This is a genomic window from Sphingomonas sp. (assembly GCF_019635515.1).
Lineage (GTDB): Bacteria > Pseudomonadota > Alphaproteobacteria > Sphingomonadales > Sphingomonadaceae > Sphingomonas.
The window spans coordinates 380,709-395,815 of sequence record NZ_JAHBZI010000001.1 but is presented as its reverse complement, the minus strand read 5'-3'; the positions used below and the strand labels follow the sequence as shown (position 1 = coordinate 395,815).

The 15,107-nt window shown below is 66.0% G+C and carries 18 protein-coding genes; 9 read left to right on the top strand and 9 right to left on the bottom strand.

The window, feature by feature from the left end:
• Positions 1-61: 61 nt before the first annotated feature.
• Positions 62-388, top strand: coding sequence for a hypothetical protein (locus KF730_RS02010; protein ID WP_294091893.1), 327 nt, complete (start codon positions 62-64; stop codon positions 386-388).
• Between the two features lie 71 nt (positions 389-459).
• Here the strand turns inward: KF730_RS02010 and KF730_RS02005 are convergent, their stop codons facing one another.
• Positions 460-1,074, bottom strand: coding sequence for an HAD family phosphatase (locus KF730_RS02005; protein ID WP_294091892.1), 615 nt, complete (start codon positions 1,072-1,074; stop codon positions 460-462).
• 9 nt (positions 1,075-1,083) lie between these two features.
• Positions 1,084-1,209 (bottom strand): type B 50S ribosomal protein L36, encoded by a 126-nt coding sequence (ykgO, locus tag KF730_RS02000; RefSeq protein ID WP_066482602.1) that lies wholly within the window; start codon positions 1,207-1,209, stop codon positions 1,084-1,086.
• Positions 1,210-1,377: 168 nt separating this feature from the next.
• Here ykgO and KF730_RS01995 point away from each other — a divergent pair, with 168 nt between their 5' ends.
• The 4 genes from KF730_RS01995 to KF730_RS01980 are packed head-to-tail and all read left to right on the top strand — an operon-like array spanning position 1,378 to position 4,340.
• Positions 1,378-1,971 carry a DUF4136 domain-containing protein gene (locus KF730_RS01995; protein WP_294091890.1) on the top strand — a complete coding sequence of 198 codons (594 nt, stop codon included), beginning with the start codon at positions 1,378-1,380 and terminating at the stop codon, positions 1,969-1,971.
• Positions 1,968-3,083, top strand: a complete 1,116-nt coding sequence (locus KF730_RS01990; protein WP_294091888.1) for a M14-type cytosolic carboxypeptidase — start codon at positions 1,968-1,970, stop codon at positions 3,081-3,083. Before KF730_RS01995 ends, KF730_RS01990 begins: the two co-directional genes overlap by 4 nt.
• A gap of 16 nt (positions 3,084-3,099) precedes the next feature.
• On the top strand, positions 3,100-3,870 hold the full coding sequence (locus tag KF730_RS01985) for an energy transducer TonB (protein WP_294091887.1): 771 nt from the start codon (positions 3,100-3,102) through the stop codon (positions 3,868-3,870).
• Between the two features lie 2 nt (positions 3,871-3,872).
• Entirely contained in the window at positions 3,873-4,340 is a 468-nt protein-coding gene (locus KF730_RS01980; RefSeq protein WP_294091885.1) for a GNAT family N-acetyltransferase, read from the top strand.
• Positions 4,341-4,352: 12 nt separating this feature from the next.
• On the opposite strand, the gene KF730_RS01975 is transcribed toward KF730_RS01980, so the two are convergent.
• From KF730_RS01975 to KF730_RS01955, 5 genes are all read right to left on the bottom strand, one after another.
• Complete coding sequence (locus tag KF730_RS01975) at positions 4,353-4,886, bottom strand: hypothetical protein (RefSeq protein ID WP_294091884.1); 534 nt, start codon at positions 4,884-4,886, stop codon at positions 4,353-4,355.
• Positions 4,883-5,332 (bottom strand): hypothetical protein, encoded by a 450-nt coding sequence (locus KF730_RS01970; RefSeq protein WP_294091883.1) that lies wholly within the window; start codon positions 5,330-5,332, stop codon positions 4,883-4,885. Before KF730_RS01970 ends, KF730_RS01975 begins: the two co-directional genes overlap by 4 nt.
• A gap of 25 nt (positions 5,333-5,357) precedes the next feature.
• Complete coding sequence (locus KF730_RS01965) at positions 5,358-6,050, bottom strand: hypothetical protein (protein ID WP_294091881.1); 693 nt, start codon at positions 6,048-6,050, stop codon at positions 5,358-5,360.
• A gap of 11 nt (positions 6,051-6,061) precedes the next feature.
• On the bottom strand, positions 6,062-6,499 hold the full coding sequence (locus KF730_RS01960) for a DUF3592 domain-containing protein (RefSeq protein WP_294095653.1): 438 nt from the start codon (positions 6,497-6,499) through the stop codon (positions 6,062-6,064).
• 75 nt (positions 6,500-6,574) lie between these two features.
• A complete protein-coding gene (locus tag KF730_RS01955) occupies positions 6,575-7,477 on the bottom strand; it encodes a hypothetical protein (RefSeq protein WP_294091879.1) in 903 nt (300 codons plus the stop codon).
• Positions 7,478-7,590: 113 nt separating this feature from the next.
• On the opposite strand from KF730_RS01955, the gene gpmA reads away from it, so the two are divergent.
• From gpmA to KF730_RS01940, 3 genes are all read left to right on the top strand, one after another.
• A complete protein-coding gene (gpmA, locus tag KF730_RS01950; RefSeq protein WP_294091878.1) occupies positions 7,591-8,277 on the top strand; it encodes a 2,3-diphosphoglycerate-dependent phosphoglycerate mutase in 687 nt (228 codons plus the stop codon).
• Positions 8,278-8,448: 171 nt separating this feature from the next.
• Positions 8,449-8,928, top strand: coding sequence for a 5-(carboxyamino)imidazole ribonucleotide mutase (gene purE, locus KF730_RS01945; RefSeq protein ID WP_294091877.1), 480 nt, complete (start codon positions 8,449-8,451; stop codon positions 8,926-8,928).
• Positions 8,925-10,010 carry a 5-(carboxyamino)imidazole ribonucleotide synthase gene (locus KF730_RS01940; protein ID WP_294091875.1) on the top strand — a complete coding sequence of 362 codons (1,086 nt, stop codon included), beginning with the start codon at positions 8,925-8,927 and terminating at the stop codon, positions 10,008-10,010. Before purE ends, KF730_RS01940 begins: the two co-directional genes overlap by 4 nt.
• A 146-nt stretch (positions 10,011-10,156) precedes the next feature.
• Here the strand turns inward: KF730_RS01940 and KF730_RS01935 are convergent, their stop codons facing one another.
• Complete coding sequence (locus tag KF730_RS01935; protein ID WP_294091874.1) at positions 10,157-10,456, bottom strand: hypothetical protein; 300 nt, start codon at positions 10,454-10,456, stop codon at positions 10,157-10,159.
• Between the two features lie 19 nt (positions 10,457-10,475).
• A complete protein-coding gene (locus KF730_RS01930; protein ID WP_294091873.1) occupies positions 10,476-13,283 on the bottom strand; it encodes a pitrilysin family protein in 2,808 nt (935 codons plus the stop codon).
• A 137-nt stretch (positions 13,284-13,420) separates the two neighbouring features.
• Here KF730_RS01930 and KF730_RS01925 point away from each other — a divergent pair, with 137 nt between their 5' ends.
• Positions 13,421-15,094, top strand: a complete 1,674-nt coding sequence (locus KF730_RS01925; protein ID WP_294091871.1) for a M20/M25/M40 family metallo-hydrolase — start codon at positions 13,421-13,423, stop codon at positions 15,092-15,094.
• Positions 15,095-15,107 lie beyond the last annotated feature (13 nt).

Genomic DNA, 15,107 nt, shown 5'->3' with positions numbered 1-15,107 from the left:
CGGGGATTGACCCACGCGGCGCGGGCGGGAACATTCGCCGGGCAACAGGGAGGGATCACCGATGTTGAGCGCGATGCTGCTCGCCGCCGCCACGCCGATCGCGGCGCAGGACCCGAGCTACCGGCGCATCATGGATTGCCTGACCACCGCCTGGTACAACAGCGAGACCTATTACAAGCGCACCGGCAAGTTCATGAACGACGATCTCTGGCTCAACGATGTGAGCCAATTGTCGCTCGCCGCCAAGCAGCGGGAAGGCATCTCCTCACCGCAATATTCGGCGGACATGGCGCGGGCGATGGACATCACCAAGCCGCCGCCGTTCGATCAGGCGGGCTATGCGGCGTGCAAGGCCGAGTTCGGCTTCTATACGGGAAAGAAGCAGTGAAGCCTGACCTGCTGCCGGTCGCCAGCCGTACTGGTGGCCGGGGATGCTCCCGACATCTTCCGGGCTAAAGGCTATGGCGCCAGCAGCCCGAACCTGACGAGGCTGTCGCGGAAGCCCGCGGCGCAGGTGAACAGCACCGCATGGATGCCGAGCGCGCTGGCCGCGGTGACGTTGGCGAGGTTGTCGTCGACGAAAACGGCTTCGCCGGGCTCCAGACCGAAGCGATCGAGCGCAAGACGGTAGATCGCGGGATCCGGCTTCATCAGCTTTTCGTCGCCCGAGACGACGATGCCCTGAAAGCGATCGAACAGGTCGCGATGCGCGGCGGCGAACGGCCGCCAGAACTCGCCCGAGAAATTGGTGATCGCGAACAGGGGCACGCCGGCGGCATCGAGCTCGGCGACGATCTCGGCCATGCCGGGGATGGGATTGCGAATCGTTTCGTTGAAGCGCGGGCCCCAGGCGCGAATCAGATCGGCGTGCTCGGGAAATTGCGCAATCAGCTCGGCAGACGTCTCCGCGAACGGACGCCCTGCATCGTGCTGGAAATGCCAGTCCCTGGTGACGACATTGGCCAGAAACGCTTCGAGCGCCCGATCGTCACCGATCAGGCGCTCGTAGAGATATCGCGGTTCCCAGTCGAACAACACCTTGCCGACATCGAAGATGACGGCCTTGGGCTGCACCACGGAAGCTTAGCCCTGGCGGGCCTTGAACCGGCGATTCGTCTTGTTGATGACGTAGATGCGCCCACGGCGGCGGATCACGCGGTTATCGCGGTGACGGCCCTTGAGCGACTTCAATGAATTCACGATCTTCATGACCGATTCGCTTCTCGAATATTGGTGTCTGGAAAAGAGGGGGTCGCCTAGAGGCCGAACCGTCCCAAGTCAAGGCGCGCGAGGGCGGAAAAGGCTGGGAACCGACTCGCCCCGACTCTTGTTACACCTCCAACGAGCCGTTGCGCTCGCGAAACATGGAGGAAGCCCGTGACCAAGCCCTTCACTCTCGCCCTGCTCGCCGGCGCCGCCCTGCTCGGCGGCTGCACCGCGACGACGCGCAACGGGCCGATCGACGTGACGCGCTATCATCTCGGCCAGCCGATCACCGAGCGCACCACCGTGGCGATCGAGCCGATCGGAGCCACGGTCAGTCCCGAATATCAGCTTTACGCCGATGCGGTGGCGATCGAGCTGCAGAGGCTCGGCTATGTGAAGGGCGGCGTGGACATGCAGTCCGGCTATATCGCCGCGGTCGGCTTCACCCGCATGTCGCGCGGCGCATACCGCGAACGCCCGCCGGTCTCGATCGGGATTGGCGGCGGCAGCTATGGCGGCGGCTATCGCGGCGGCGTGGGTGTCGGCGGCGGCGTCTCGTTCGGGGTCGGCGGCAAGACCCGCGAACTCTATGTCTCCGAGCTTTCCGTGCAGCTGCGCCGGCGCAGCGACAACAGCACCATATGGGAAGGCAAGGCCGTGACCGAATCGGCCGGCGACCAACCGGTCGAGACGGCCGGCAGGCTGGCCAGGGCGTTGTTCAAGGGCTTCCCCGGCGAGTCAGGGGTGACTATCACGGTGAAATGAGCATCCAGATCAATTCCGCTTTCGACAGCGGCAATATTCGCGTTTTGACAATCGACGGCGACCGCGCCGACCTCGAGATCGTCGTCGATCACCTCTCCGATTTCTATCAATGGTTTCACTTCCGGGTGAGCGGGGCGAAGGGCCGGACCATCACGTTCCGCATCCTCAATGCCGCCGGATCGGCCTATCCGGACGGCTGGCCCAATTATGATGCGCGCGTCTCGACCGACCGCGAGACATGGCGGCTGGCCAAGGGCGGCTATGCCGATGGCGTGTTCGAATTCACGCACAGCTTCGACAGCGATATCGCCTGGTTCGCTTATTTCGCACCCTATTCGATGGAGCGGCATCACGATCTGGTCAGTCGCATCGCGCTGATGCCGGGCGTTTCGCACCGCGAATTGGGCGTGACGCTCGACGGGCAATCGATGGATGTACTGACGATGGGCACGGGCCCGAAGACGGTGTGGATCTATGCCCGCCAGCATCCCGGCGAGAGCATGGCCGAATGGTGGGCCGAGGGCGCGCTGGAATATCTGACCTCGGGCAACGCCACCGCGACGGCGCTGCGCGACAAGGCGACCTTCCATATCGTGCCGAACATGAATCCCGACGGGTCGCGCCGCGGGCATCTGCGCACCAACGCCGCGGGGGTGAACCTCAACCGCGAATGGCATGCGCCGTCGATGGACAAGAGCCCGGAAGTGTTCCTGGTGCGCGCGGCGATGGACGAGACCGGCTGCGACTTCGCGATGGATGTGCATGGCGACGAGGCGATCCCGGCCAATTTCCTCGCCGGCTTTGAAGGAATCCCAAGCTGGACCGACGCGCATGGCGAGAAATTCTACGAATATGCCCGCCGGCTCGCGAAGCAGACGACCGATTTCCAGACCGAACTGGGCTATGCCAAATCGGCGCCCGGCACGGCCAATCTCTCGATGTCGACCAACCAGCTCGCCGAGCGCTTCGGCGCCGTGTCGATGACGCTGGAGATGCCGTTCAAGGATCATGACGCGAACCCCGATGCCGAGTTCGCCTGGTCGCCGGAGCGGTGCAAGCGCCTGGCGCACGCGTGCCTGGAGACGCTGGCGGGGTTCATCGACGAGATCTGAGGAAACGGGGGGCGATATGCGGGAAGCTTTGGCGGCGGCCGCAATCGTTGCGGCTGTATTCGGCGCGCAACAGGCGGCGGCGCAATCTGCGTACGGCAAGCCGCTGCCCGATGGCCGAGCTCCCACGGTCTTTACGTTCTACGCCGGCTATCAATTGCCCGACGACGCCGCGCTGTTGCGCAACGCGGAACTTCGCGCGGACGCGCCGGACTGGTTGTCTCCAGCCGACTATCCGAAATCGGCTCTGGATGCCGGGATCACGGGATCGGTGATCGTCCAAGTGGATGTCGGCCCGGATGATGCGCTGCTGCGCTGCCGGGTGATCGAAGATTCGCAACCCGCGATATTGGGGGATGTGACGTGCAGCCTTCTGCGCGCACGTGGTGTCTTCCGGCACGCGTTGACGGTGGAGGGAATGCCGACGGCCGGGCAGGTACGAATCGGCGCGAAATTCGACCTCGAAATTCCCAAACCGCCGTCGAACGAACCGGTCAACGTGCTCTCACTACCAACAGCATGGGCGACGCAGGCCGTTCTCAGCGAACCCAAAAAGCTGGTCATCCGCGGAGCGGCTGCGACTTTCACAACGAAGAATCCCGGCGCGATGGCCCAGATTTCGGCGAGGGGCGACGTGACGGGGTGTCGCATCAGCTGGACCACCGGCACGGACGAAGGCGATATTCAGCTTTGCCGGTACGTTTCGGCAGCCCGGTTCAAACCTGCGTTGGACAAAGCCGGCCGGCCGATGGCTTCCGAATTGTACGTCGCACCACAGATCATCCGCTGAGCATGTCCGAATTGCATATTCGCGACGGCGGCCTCGACGATCCGCAGGTGATCGACCTGTTGCGCTTGCATGCGCAGGGCATGCTGGCGAACTCGCCGGCGGAGAGCTGCCATTTCCTCGATCTTTCGGGGCTCAGGACGCCCGACATCAGCTTCTGGTCGGCCTGGGACGGCGAGACGCTGGCCGGGATCGGCGCGCTCAAGGACTTGGGCGGCGATGCCGGCGAGATCAAATCGATGCGGACCGCGCCGGGGCGGCTGCGCGGGGGCACCGGCGCTGCGATCCTGTCGCATATCCTCGGCGCGGCGCGCGCCAAGGGCATGAAGCGGCTGAGCCTTGAGACGGGGTCAGGCGAAGCGTTCGAACCGGCAATCGCCTTGTACCGCAAGTTCGGCTTCACCGATTGCGGGGCGTTCGGGGATTATCCGGCGGACGATCCGTTCAGCCGGTTCATGACGCGGGTGTTGTGAAGCGATCCGCGCTCAGCGCGGATCGCAGGTCATGTTATAGAAACTGCCGCCCTCGACGGAAGTTAGCCCGATCCGGCCATTTGCAAGCACCTTTCCATAATAGCCTTCCCAAGGGCCGGTCACGAACTTGATCTGCCCGTTCTTGCCCGGAGCATAGCGCCCGCGCGCGCCCTGTTCATTGGCATAGCCGCCGCCGGTGAAGAAACGGAGCTTCAGGTTGCCCGCGGGCCCGCCGACGCATTGATAGACGCCCGGCTTCGGATTGCCTCCCGGCGCTGCCGCAACCGGTGCGGCGGCGCGGGGCTGCGCGGCGGTACGGGGCGGACCGCCCAGCGCCTCGAGCATGAACGCGGCATAGACATCGTTATAGGAACGCCCGTCCACCCGAACCGTGCAGCTCGACCCCTGGACCGACACGACCGTCGCCGGGCCCGCCGGCGATTTGACCCGCTGGCCGACCGAGCAGGAACTGAGCGACTGCGCCTCCGCCGGAGCCGAGGCGCAACCCGCGATCAGCACCGCCGCCACGCAAGCGAGCGGCTTCATTGCGGTGCTTCCGGATCGGCGCGGACCCATTTGGGCAGCACGTTGTAATCGCTGCCCCCACAAGCCACGACATAGGTGTTCAGGCTGTTCACCTGGTTGCGCCGGACCACGCACAGCTTCCAATCATCGGGCAGGCCCATCGTCGATACCAGCACCAGATCGTCCTTCACAAAGGGCGGGCCGGATACCGGAATCGCCGCGCTTTGCGCCACGGGCTCCCGCCCCGGCAGGCGCACCTGGATATCGCGCCGGATCGACTTGGCATAATTGCAACTCACCTCATAGGCGCCCTTGAACACCTTGGTGACGGTACAGGCGTTCCATTCGCCGGGATTCTCGGCATCCTCCACCTCGACCTTGTCATATTCGCGATAGGGCTGCGCGGCCGCCGGCAACGCGGCACATAGCGCCGCTCCGGATGCTGCCAGCAGGATAGCGGTCTTCATCACATCGTCTCCCAACAAGCGCGGCTCACCATCGGCCGCGAAGATCCTTGCGTTTGTTCAGCACACAGCGAATCGAACCCCGCTGCCCCTTGGCATCGAGCGGGTGGAAGAGAGTCGCGTCGGAGCGCTGATATCGCGTGCCCCGCAAGGGGCCGCTGGTCATCGTCAGGATGCCGCCGGAAAAGCTGAAACTGCCGGTGCCGCCATTGAAGTCGCGATACGCGCCGGGGCCGGTGACGCCGAACATCGGGCCCGGCACCGGCGATCCCATGATCATTCCGCCGATGCTGATCGGCTGATCGCATTCATAGACGCCGATCTGGATCGGCCCGAAATCGCCGGCCGGCCGCACAGGTGCGGGTGCGGGCGCTGGCACAGGGCGCGACGGCGCCGCAATTCCGGGCGACGTGACGGCCACGCGCGCCGGTGGCCGGGTAACAGCCGGGCGCGCGGGCGAGATACGCGGCGCGACGGTCGCGCTATCGCCGACGGGCTTCATCGCCACCCCCGGCTCCAGCCAGATCACGCGATTGTCGGTCGATCGCCGCCACTGGCATCCGAGGGCAGGATGGCGCCTTCCCCCCAGCGAGGTCACGATCGAGCGCACGACGAAATTGTCATGCTCGTAGCGAGCGCCGGCGGGCGGGCAATCCTGCGCCAGCGCCGGCATGGCCCAGGTCATCCCCGTCACCGCGATCGCAAATGTAAAACCGGCCATCGCCATTCTCCTCATCCATTCAGCACAAGAATCATGAAGGTCACCGCGAAGAGTCCGCCGATGATCCAGGCCGCGATCCGCAGCCCGTTGGAATTGCCGCCGCGTTCGAGCACCGAGAAACCGGGCCGTTGCGGATCGTACCAGACATCCACCGCGGTTCCCGGCGCGTACCGGGCGACCAGCGCCTCGCAATCGGCGCGGGTCCGGTTTTCCTGCACGAATCCGATGCGGGTGGCGCTATGCTGCTGACCGTGGACCGAATAGCGGTAGCGCACCTTGGGCCAATGGCCGCCCTTGCCACTGTGGTTGACCTTGGCCTCTTCGACGATCCCCGACGCCTTTGGCCAATGCTTCGAAGCTTCGCGCAGCCGATCCGCGCGCGCGGCCAGCCAGAGCAGCAAGGCGGTGATCGCCACCATCGGTGCTACGACCACGAGCAATAATGTCACGTCCAAGGATCGCCCTCCGCGCCGCTTAGGACGAAGAGCTAGTCCGAGATACGCCGCGTGGATTGGAAGAAACGATCACGCCGTGGAAGAAGCGCCAAGCCGGTGCAATGCCTGAAACGGCGCGCCCAGCGCCGCCTGCCGCGCCTTGATCGACAGCATCGCCAGCGGCCGATCGAGGGCGAGGAACGCGCCCGGCTTCATGCCCAGAAAGTAATGCGAATCCCGAATGAAGTGGGACTGGTCGAAATAGCTGGCGCTGATCCGCTGGCTCCATTGCCCCGGCTCGGTGCCGACGATCGCCACCAGCGATTTGAGGAAGCGCGAGCGGCGCAGCAGGATCTTGGGCGGAAAGCCGAAATGGGCGATCGATATCCGACGCAGCTTCTGCGGCGAGCAGCCCATCGCCACCGCCGCCTTGCGCAGATCCAGATCATGATCCTCGACAAGCAGATCGAACAGCCGCGCGATCAGCGCTTCGTCCGGCGAGGCCGGCCGCAGCGCCCCAAGCAGGTGCGCGTTGAATATGCGCACCACATCCGCCGTCGTCCGTGCGTCGCGAAGCGCATCCTGCATCGGCCGCGCGGCGGGCCACAGGCCATCGAGCGGAGTCAGCCGGTCCGCGAAGCGCTGTGCCGGGTCGCGAAACAGCCGGTGCCAACCAAGCGGCGTGACGCCAAACCCGACCAGATGCCCGCCTTGCGAGATGCTGTGCGCGCCCGATCGGCTCGGCCCGAACAACACCATTTCCGGCACCTCTTCGGGTGCGGCGTCGCCATAGCCCAATTGCCATGGCGCGCTGGCGAGACGGAAGCGGACATTGGCCCAGCCAGGAAAGAACCATTCATGATAGGGGCCGCCGCCAATCCTGCCGGCCGCATAGGCGTGATAGCCCGAAATATAGGGCATCAGCCGCGGATCGGGCCGCATGTAGCGGACCGCGGGGGCATCGACGGGCAGGTCCGTGAGGTTCAGATCCATGGCTTGGTCCGCATCGCCCATTGGCATGGCACGAGGCAATTGCCCGGTCGAGAGGCTCTGCCGGTTGCGCTCCGCCGAAGCACGACTAAGAGGACCGCGAAAAGGAGTCCGCCATGCCCACGCTCGTCCTGATCCGCCATGGCCAATCGGCCTGGAACCTCGAGAACCGCTTCACCGGCTGGTGGGACGTCAACCTGACCGATCAGGGGATCGAGGAGGCCAAGGCGGCGGGCAAGCTGCTCAGCGAAAAGGGCTTCGATTTCGATCAATGCTATACCAGCCTGCAGACGCGGGCGATCAAGACGCTCAATATCGTGCTGGAAGAGATGGGCCGGTTGTGGCTGCCGGTCGAGAAGGACTGGGCGCTGAACGAGCGGCACTATGGCGGGCTGACCGGGCTCAACAAGGCCGAGACCGCCAGGATCCATGGCGACGAGCAGGTCCATATCTGGCGCCGCGCCTTCGATATCGCGCCGCCCCTGAGCGAAGCCGACAGCGAATTCGATCTGACGAAGGACCGGCGCTATGCGGGGATCAAGATCCCGCAGACCGAGAGCCTGAAGGACACGATCGCGCGGGTGCAGCCTTATTGGGAGGCCAGAATCGCGCCCGATCTCAGGGCGGGCAAGCGGGTGGTCGTCTCGGCGCACGGCAATTCGCTGCGGGCGCTGGTCAAGCATCTCTCGCACATCGCCGATGCCGATATCGTCAGCCTGGAGATTCCGACCGGCCAGCCGATCGTGTTCGAGCTCGACGACCAGCTGAATGCGACGGATCGATACTATCTGAGCGAGCGGTGATCCGATCCTCCCCGGCACGGGGAGGTGGCACGCGCAGCGTGACGGAGGGGGCTTTCCACGCGGCACCGCGCTTGCGGCCCGCCCCCTCCACCAGCCTGCGGCTGGTCCCCCTCCCCGTGCCGGGGAGGATCGAGGTTGCTCCTACATCACCGCGCCTCTAGGAAGCCGCGCATGGCACCTCTGGTCGGCATCATCATGGGCAGCACTTCCGATTGGGAGACGATGCGCCATGCCGCCGAGGTGCTGGAGGCGCTGGGCGTGGCGCATGAGACCAAGGTAGTCAGCGCGCATCGCACGCCGCAGCGGCTCTATGACTATGCGACCAGCGCCGCCGATCGCGGGCTCAAGGTGGTGATCGCCGGCGCCGGCGGCGCGGCGCATTTGCCGGGCATGGCGGCGTCGATGACGCATCTGCCGGTGCTGGGCGTGCCGGTCGAATCCAAGGCGCTGAAGGGCATGGACAGCCTGCTCTCGATCGCGCAGATGCCGGGCGGCATTCCGGTCGGCACGCTGGCGATCGGCAAGCCCGGCGCGATCAATGCCGGGCTGCTGGCCGCGGCGATCCTCGCGACATCGGACGAAGCGCTGGCCGGACGGCTCAAGGACTGGCGCGCGGCGCAGACTGATAGCGTGGCGGACTCGCCCGAATGAGCGCAAGCAACGGTTCCTTGGCGCCCGGATCGACGATCGGCATATTGGGCGGCGGGCAGCTCGGGCGGATGCTGGCGGTGGCGGCGGCGCAACTCGGCTATCGCACCCATATCCTCGCCCCCGATGCCGAGAGCGTCGCGGCGCAGACCGCGTCCAGCTTCACCCGCGCCGATTATCACAGCCGCATCGTCCTCGACGAGCTGGCGGCGCACGCCGATGTCGTGACCTACGAGTTCGAGAATATCGCGATCCGGCCGGTCGAATATCTGGCGGGCAAGGTGCCGGTGCGGCCCGGCCCCAAGAGCCTCGAGATCGCGCAGGACCGGGCCAATGAGAAGAGCTTCGTCGGCGAACTGGGCGGGCGGACCGCGCCCTGGGCCTTGGTCACCACGCTCGACGAGCTGCGCGCCGCGATTGCCGAGATCGGCGCGCCGGCGATCCTCAAGACGCTGCGCCTCGGCTATGACGGCAAGGGCCAGGTGCGCATCCACGATGCCGCCCAGGCCGAGGCCGCTTGGGCCGATATCGGCGAGCGGCCGGCGATCCTCGAAGGTTTCGTCAATTTCAGCCATGAATTCTCGATCATCACCGTGCGCGGGCTCGACGGTGCACTGGCCAGCTATCCGCCGCCATGGAACGAGCATAAGGACGGCATCCTCGCCCGATCGACGCTGCCCGCCCCGCACGAGATCGCGATCCATTGGGCGCAGGCGGCAACGCTTTCCGCGCGGGTCGCCGAGGCGCTCGACCATGTCGGGGTGCTGACCCTCGAATTCTTCGCGACCCCCGAAGGGCCGGTATTCAACGAGATGGCGCCGCGCGTCCATAATTCCGGGCACTGGACGATCGAGGGCGCCGAATGCTCGCAGTTCGAGAACCATATCCGCGCGATCTGCGGGCTGCCCTTGGGATCGACCGGGCTGACCGGCAACATGATCGAGATGCTGAACCTGATCGGCAAGGAGGGCGAGCGCTGGGCCGAACTGCTCGCCGAGCCGGGGACGCATCTGCACCTCTATGGCAAGGGCACTGCCCGGCCGGGGCGCAAGATGGGACATTTGACCCGGGTTGGGCGCTCCTGATCCTCTCCCTTCGGGAGAGGATAGCCGCGAAGCGGCAGGTGAGGGCTGGGTCGAAACGGCTAGTAACCGAGCGTTTCGACCTAACCCTCACCTTCGCCGGGCCTTGCGGCCCGTCTTTCCTCTCCCGGAGGGAGAGGATCTAAGGCTCAGGCCCGCGTACCCGTCAGCGGGAATGCGCCGAACGCGCCGGCGGTGACGGTGCCGTTCATGCTGTCGCCGTCGACGGTTACGTCGCCGGTCAGCGTCATCGGCATCGGCACGGTGATGTCGATCGCGAAGGTCAGGCGATCGCCATCGACCTTGCCGTCCTTGACCTCGGTGTTGCCCATCGCGCCCGAAAAGGTGCCAGTGAAGCTGTCGCCGTTCGAGCTGACCGTCAGCACCGCCGCCTGATCGCCCATCGGGGTCTTCGCGACGGTGTTCCAGCTGCCATCCACATTCGCCATGATCGTCTCTCCAAAAAAGTCAGTTGGCGGTCACCGCCGCTGCGGGAACCACCTCGACAGGGAGGCCGAGCGAGTCAAGCTGCGGGCGCACCTTGGCGGCGTCGCCGACCACCACCCAGACAAAGCCATCGGCGCGCAAAGCCCCGCGTGCCGCAGCGTCAAGCTGGGCCGCGGTCATGCCGCGATATTTTTCGGCGATGCTGGTGTAGAAATCGTCGGGACGCTTGCGGATGTCGTTGGTCTGCATCGCGCTGAGCACCGCGCCGGCGGTTTCGAATCGGCCGGCGAGCCCGCGGACATCGCCGTTGATGGTGCGATCACGCTCGGCGGCGGTGACGCCGCGTGTGGTCAGGAACTCGCGGACCTGGAGCATCAACGCCTGGATCGATTCGCCGGTCTTGTCGGCCTGGACCGGCGCGCTGATCGTGTAGGGCACGGCATGCTCGAGCCAGCCGAACCCGCCGCTGACGCCATAGGACCAATGCTTGGCCTCGCGCAGATCCATGTTGATCCGCGACAGGAAGCCGCCGCCCAGCACTTCGTTCGCGGTCAGCACCGTCAGCAATTCGGTCTGCGGATCGAGCCCGGTCATCTGCCCGGCGAGGATCAGCGACTGGGGTGAATCGGGCCGGTCGATCAGCACGATCCTGGGCGCGGACTGTACCGGTGCGGCGGCGAAGGTCTTAGTGCCGGGGGCACCCTGCCCGCGCCAATCGCCGAAGTACCGCTCGATCGCTGCCTGCACTTCGGCGAGGGGGCGATCGCTGACCACGAAGATCTTGGCCTTGTCGGGACGGATCCAGGCGCGGTGGAAGGCGACGATATCGTCGCGGGTCAGCGCCTTGATCGCCGCCGGATCGCCCGATCCCGCCGCGAGCTTGGCATAGGGATTATCGGGCCCGTAGAGCAAAGGCGGCAGGGCGCGGCCGCCCAGTCCTTCGGGACTGGTCAGCTCCTGGGCAATGCCGGCAAGGCGCGTGGCGCGCAGCCGCTCGACCTCATCGGGCGCGAAAGCGGGATTGCGCACGATATCGCCAAACAATTGCAGCGACGCCGCCAGATTGGGGCTGGGCGCCGCCAGCGTCAGATAGGTACGGTCGGCCGAGCTGCCCGCGCCGATATCCGCACCGAGCCGTTCGCGCGCTTCAGCGATGCCGGCGGAATCGAGCGTTGGGGTGCCCTCGTCGAGCAGCGACAGCGTCAGCCCCTGCGTGCCGAGTTTGCCGTCGGGATCGGCGGCGGCGCCGGCATCGAAGCTAATCACGATCTGGGTGAGGGGCACGGCGGTGCGCTGGGCGTAGATCAGCTCGATGCCGTTCGAAAGGTGCGTGCGCGTGACGGCGGGAAAATCGAGATCGCGGATCTGCGCCACCGCCGGCATCTCGCCGCGGCTGTTGGCGGGCGCGGCCTGCGGCGCGGCGACAACCTTGGCGGGCGCCACCGCCTGCGCCTCCTGATAGGCGTCGCGCGTGCCCGGCTCGACAGTGATGGTCACCGACGGGCGCGTGAGCCATTTGGCGGCGGCGGCGCGAACCTCTTCGGGGGTGAGCCGGGCGGTCGCTTCGAGCTGCTTCTTGAAGAACAGCGGATCGCCCGAATAAAGCTGGCCCGAGGCGAGCGCGACGGCCTTGCCGCCGAACCCGCCGACCGATTCCAGCCCCTCGATCCGATCGGCGACATTGGTGGTCGCCACGCGCTGTACCTCATCCACGGTCGGCCCCTTGGCGATCAGCTCGGCGAGAATCTCGTCGAGGCGCTTGGTGGCCGTCGCGACATCGACGCCGGGCCGCACCACCAGCTGGACGGTGAAGATGCCGAGCTGCGCCATCGACTGGAAGCCCGACGACACGCTGGTCGCGAGCTTCTCCTTGCGGACGAGGATATTGTCGAGCCGCGAGCTGGCGAGCCCGCCAAGGACATCGCTCGCGGCATCGAGCGCGACCGCATCCTTGTCGTTCATCCCCGGCACCGCCCAGGCGCGCATCACCAGAGTCGAAGCGACACGGTCCTTGATCGTCACGCTTTTCGAGACGGGCAGCGTCGGAATCTCGACCTTGGGAAGCACGCTCTTGGGGCCCGCAGCGATCTTGCCGAAATATTTCTCGACCAGCGGGCGCGCGGTCTTGGCATCGATATCGCCGGCCAGCACCAGCACCGCGTTGTTCGGCCCGTAATGCCCGCGGAACCAGTTCTTGACGTCGTCGAGGCTGGCGGCATCGAGATCCGCCATCGAGCCGATCGGGGTGTGGCCATAGGGGTTGCCGGCGAGCAGCTCCTCGAGCAGCTTGTAATAGACGAGGCCATAGGGCCGGTTGTCGCCCTGGCGCTTCTCGTTCTGGACGACGCCGCGCTGCTCATCGAGCACCGCCTGATCGATCGCGCCGAGCAGCCAGCCCATCCGGTCGCTTTCGAGGAACAGCGTCCGCTCCAGCGCCGGCGCCGGCACGGTCTCGAAATAATTGGTCCGGTCGAAATTGGTCGTGCCGTTATAGTCGGTGGCCCCGAAATCCTTGAGCCGCTCGTAGAATTCGCCGGGCGCGTTTTCCGATCCGTTGAACATCAGATGCTCGAAGAGATGGGCGAAGCCGGTCTTACCCTTGGGCTCATGCTTCGAGCCGACATCGTACCAGGTCGAGACCGCGACGATCGGCGCCTTGCGATCGGTATGGACGATCACCCGCAGGCCGTTCTTGAGCGTGAAGGTTTCGTAGGGGACGTTCACATGGGCGACGAGTTCGGCGACCGGCACCGGCTTGATCGCCTCCTGTGCGGCGGCGGGCATGGCCAGCGCGAGCGGCGCGGCGCAGAGAAAGAGCGGAAGTTTCATGAGACGCGGGCCATCCTGAAGAGATCAATATGACGCGACCTTAGCCACGGTCCGGGCAGGTGCAAACCGCGCTTTGCGCGTTGCCGCTTTTCCTTTAGCCTCGCCGCTTCCCGATCTCCCGCTGGAGCAATTTTTCGATGCGTTTGTCCCTGCTTCTCTCCGCGGTGTCGCTCGCCCTGGCACCCGCCGCCTTTGCCCAGACCGCGACGCCGTCGGGCTCGGGGGAGCCCGTGTTCAGCGCCGATGAGGTCCGCGCACACATGACCTTCCTCGCCGACGATCTGCTCGAGGGACGCAATGCCGGCACGCGCGGATATGATGTCGCGGCGCGCTATGTCGCCACGCGCTTCGCCGCGCTGGGGCTCAAGCCCGGCGCGCCCGATGGCGGCTGGTACCAGCAAGTGCCGCTCGCCGAATATGCGCTCGACGAGAGCAAGCCGGCGTCGATCACGATCGGCACCAAAAAGTTCGCCAACGGCGCCGAAGTGCTGGTCTCGGCGAGCCCGCGCTACGGCGAGGCGACGCAGACGCTGAGCGGCGAGGCGGTGTTCGTCGGCTATGGTATGGATGCCGATTACGATGGGCTCGACGTGCGCGGCAAATTCGTCGTGACGCTGATCGGCACCCCCAAGGGGATGACCCCGGACCAGATCAAGGCCGCGGGCGGCAGCGACAAGCCGGTCATCGCCGGCAAGCGCGGCGCGCTCGGCGTGCTCTACCTGATCACGCCGGACAATCTGAAGGGCGCGTTCCCGTGGATTCAGGCGTTGAGCTATTTCAGCCAGAAACAGACCAACTGGCTGAGCCCGAGCGGGGCGCCGGCGGGCGAGGATCCCGGCATCAAGATCGGCGCCTATATCAATCCGGACGCGGGCGCGGCGCTATTCCAGGGCGCGCCGATGAGCGCCGAGCAGCTGTTCGCCGCCGCCGCGCAGCCGGGCGCGATCAAGGGCTTCGCGCTCAGGCAGAAGGTCACCACCGAGCGCACCAGCAAGGTCAAGCTCGTCTCCAGCCCCAACGTCATCGGGCTGCTGCCCGGTTCCGACCCCAAGCTCGCGCCCGAACATGTCGTGCTGTCGGCGCATCTCGATCATGAGGGCGTCGATCCCAAGCTGGCCGGCGACCAGATCTATAACGGCGCCATGGACAATGCCGCGGGCGTGGCGACGATGCTGGAGGCGGCGCGCGCCTTCAAGCGGAGCGGCAAGCCACCCAGGCGCTCGATCCTGTTCGTGGCGCTGACCGCCGAGGAGGACGGACTGCTCGGATCGGACTATCTCGCCCATTATCCGGTGGTTGGCGCCGGCAAGGTCGTCGCCGACGTCAATCTCGACATGCCGATCCTGCTCTACGATTTCCAGGACGTGGTCGCGTTCGGCGCCGAGCATTCGACCCTTGGGCCGATCGTCGAGGCTGCGGGCGCCAGGATGGGTGTGACGCTGTCACCCGATCCGATGCCGCAGGAGAATCTGTTCATGCGCTCCGATCACTACAGCTTCGTCAAGCAGGGCGTGCCTTCGGTGTTCCTCGTCACGGGCTTCAAGAATGGCGGCGAGAAGGCGTTCAAGGACTTCCTCGCGACGACCTATCACAAGCCCTCGGACCAGGTGACGCAGCCGATCAACTGGGACGCCGGCGCCAAGTTCGCGCGGCTCAATTACCTGATCGCGCGCGAGATCGCCGACGGCAAGGAGGCGCCGCGCTGGTATGAGGGCAATACCTATGGCGAGCGCTACGCCAAGGACGCGCCCAAGGCCAAGCGCCCGGCCACCGGCATCGGCGCGCCGCCGCCGATTGCGGGGCAGCAATAAGCCCTCTCCCCTC

Bases quoted from the DNA above. Each gene is read 5' to 3' on its own strand.
- gpmA (WP_294091878.1), top strand. From the start codon at position 7,591: ATGCCCACGCTCGTCCTGATCCGCCATGGCCAATCGGCCTGGAACCTC.
- KF730_RS01955 (WP_294091879.1), bottom strand. From the start codon at position 7,477: ATGGATCTGAACCTCACGGACCTGCCCGTCGATGCCCCCGCGGTCCGC.
- KF730_RS01990 (WP_294091888.1), top strand. From the start codon at position 1,968: ATGAGCATCCAGATCAATTCCGCTTTCGACAGCGGCAATATTCGCGTT.
- ykgO (WP_066482602.1), bottom strand. From the start codon at position 1,209: ATGAAGATCGTGAATTCATTGAAGTCGCTCAAGGGCCGTCACCGCGAT.
- KF730_RS01975 (WP_294091884.1), bottom strand. From the start codon at position 4,886: ATGAAGCCGCTCGCTTGCGTGGCGGCGGTGCTGATCGCGGGTTGCGCC.
- KF730_RS01985 (WP_294091887.1), top strand. From the start codon at position 3,100: ATGCGGGAAGCTTTGGCGGCGGCCGCAATCGTTGCGGCTGTATTCGGC.
- KF730_RS01940 (WP_294091875.1), top strand. From the start codon at position 8,925: ATGAGCGCAAGCAACGGTTCCTTGGCGCCCGGATCGACGATCGGCATA.
- KF730_RS02010 (WP_294091893.1), top strand. From the start codon at position 62: ATGTTGAGCGCGATGCTGCTCGCCGCCGCCACGCCGATCGCGGCGCAG.
- KF730_RS01965 (WP_294091881.1), bottom strand. From the start codon at position 6,050: ATGGCCGGTTTTACATTTGCGATCGCGGTGACGGGGATGACCTGGGCC.
- KF730_RS01970 (WP_294091883.1), bottom strand. From the start codon at position 5,332: ATGAAGACCGCTATCCTGCTGGCAGCATCCGGAGCGGCGCTATGTGCC.
- KF730_RS01935 (WP_294091874.1), bottom strand. From the start codon at position 10,456: ATGGCGAATGTGGATGGCAGCTGGAACACCGTCGCGAAGACCCCGATG.
- KF730_RS01925 (WP_294091871.1), top strand. From the start codon at position 13,421: ATGCGTTTGTCCCTGCTTCTCTCCGCGGTGTCGCTCGCCCTGGCACCC.
- purE (WP_294091877.1), top strand. From the start codon at position 8,449: ATGGCACCTCTGGTCGGCATCATCATGGGCAGCACTTCCGATTGGGAG.
- KF730_RS01930 (WP_294091873.1), bottom strand. From the start codon at position 13,283: ATGAAACTTCCGCTCTTTCTCTGCGCCGCGCCGCTCGCGCTGGCCATG.
- KF730_RS01980 (WP_294091885.1), top strand. From the start codon at position 3,873: ATGTCCGAATTGCATATTCGCGACGGCGGCCTCGACGATCCGCAGGTG.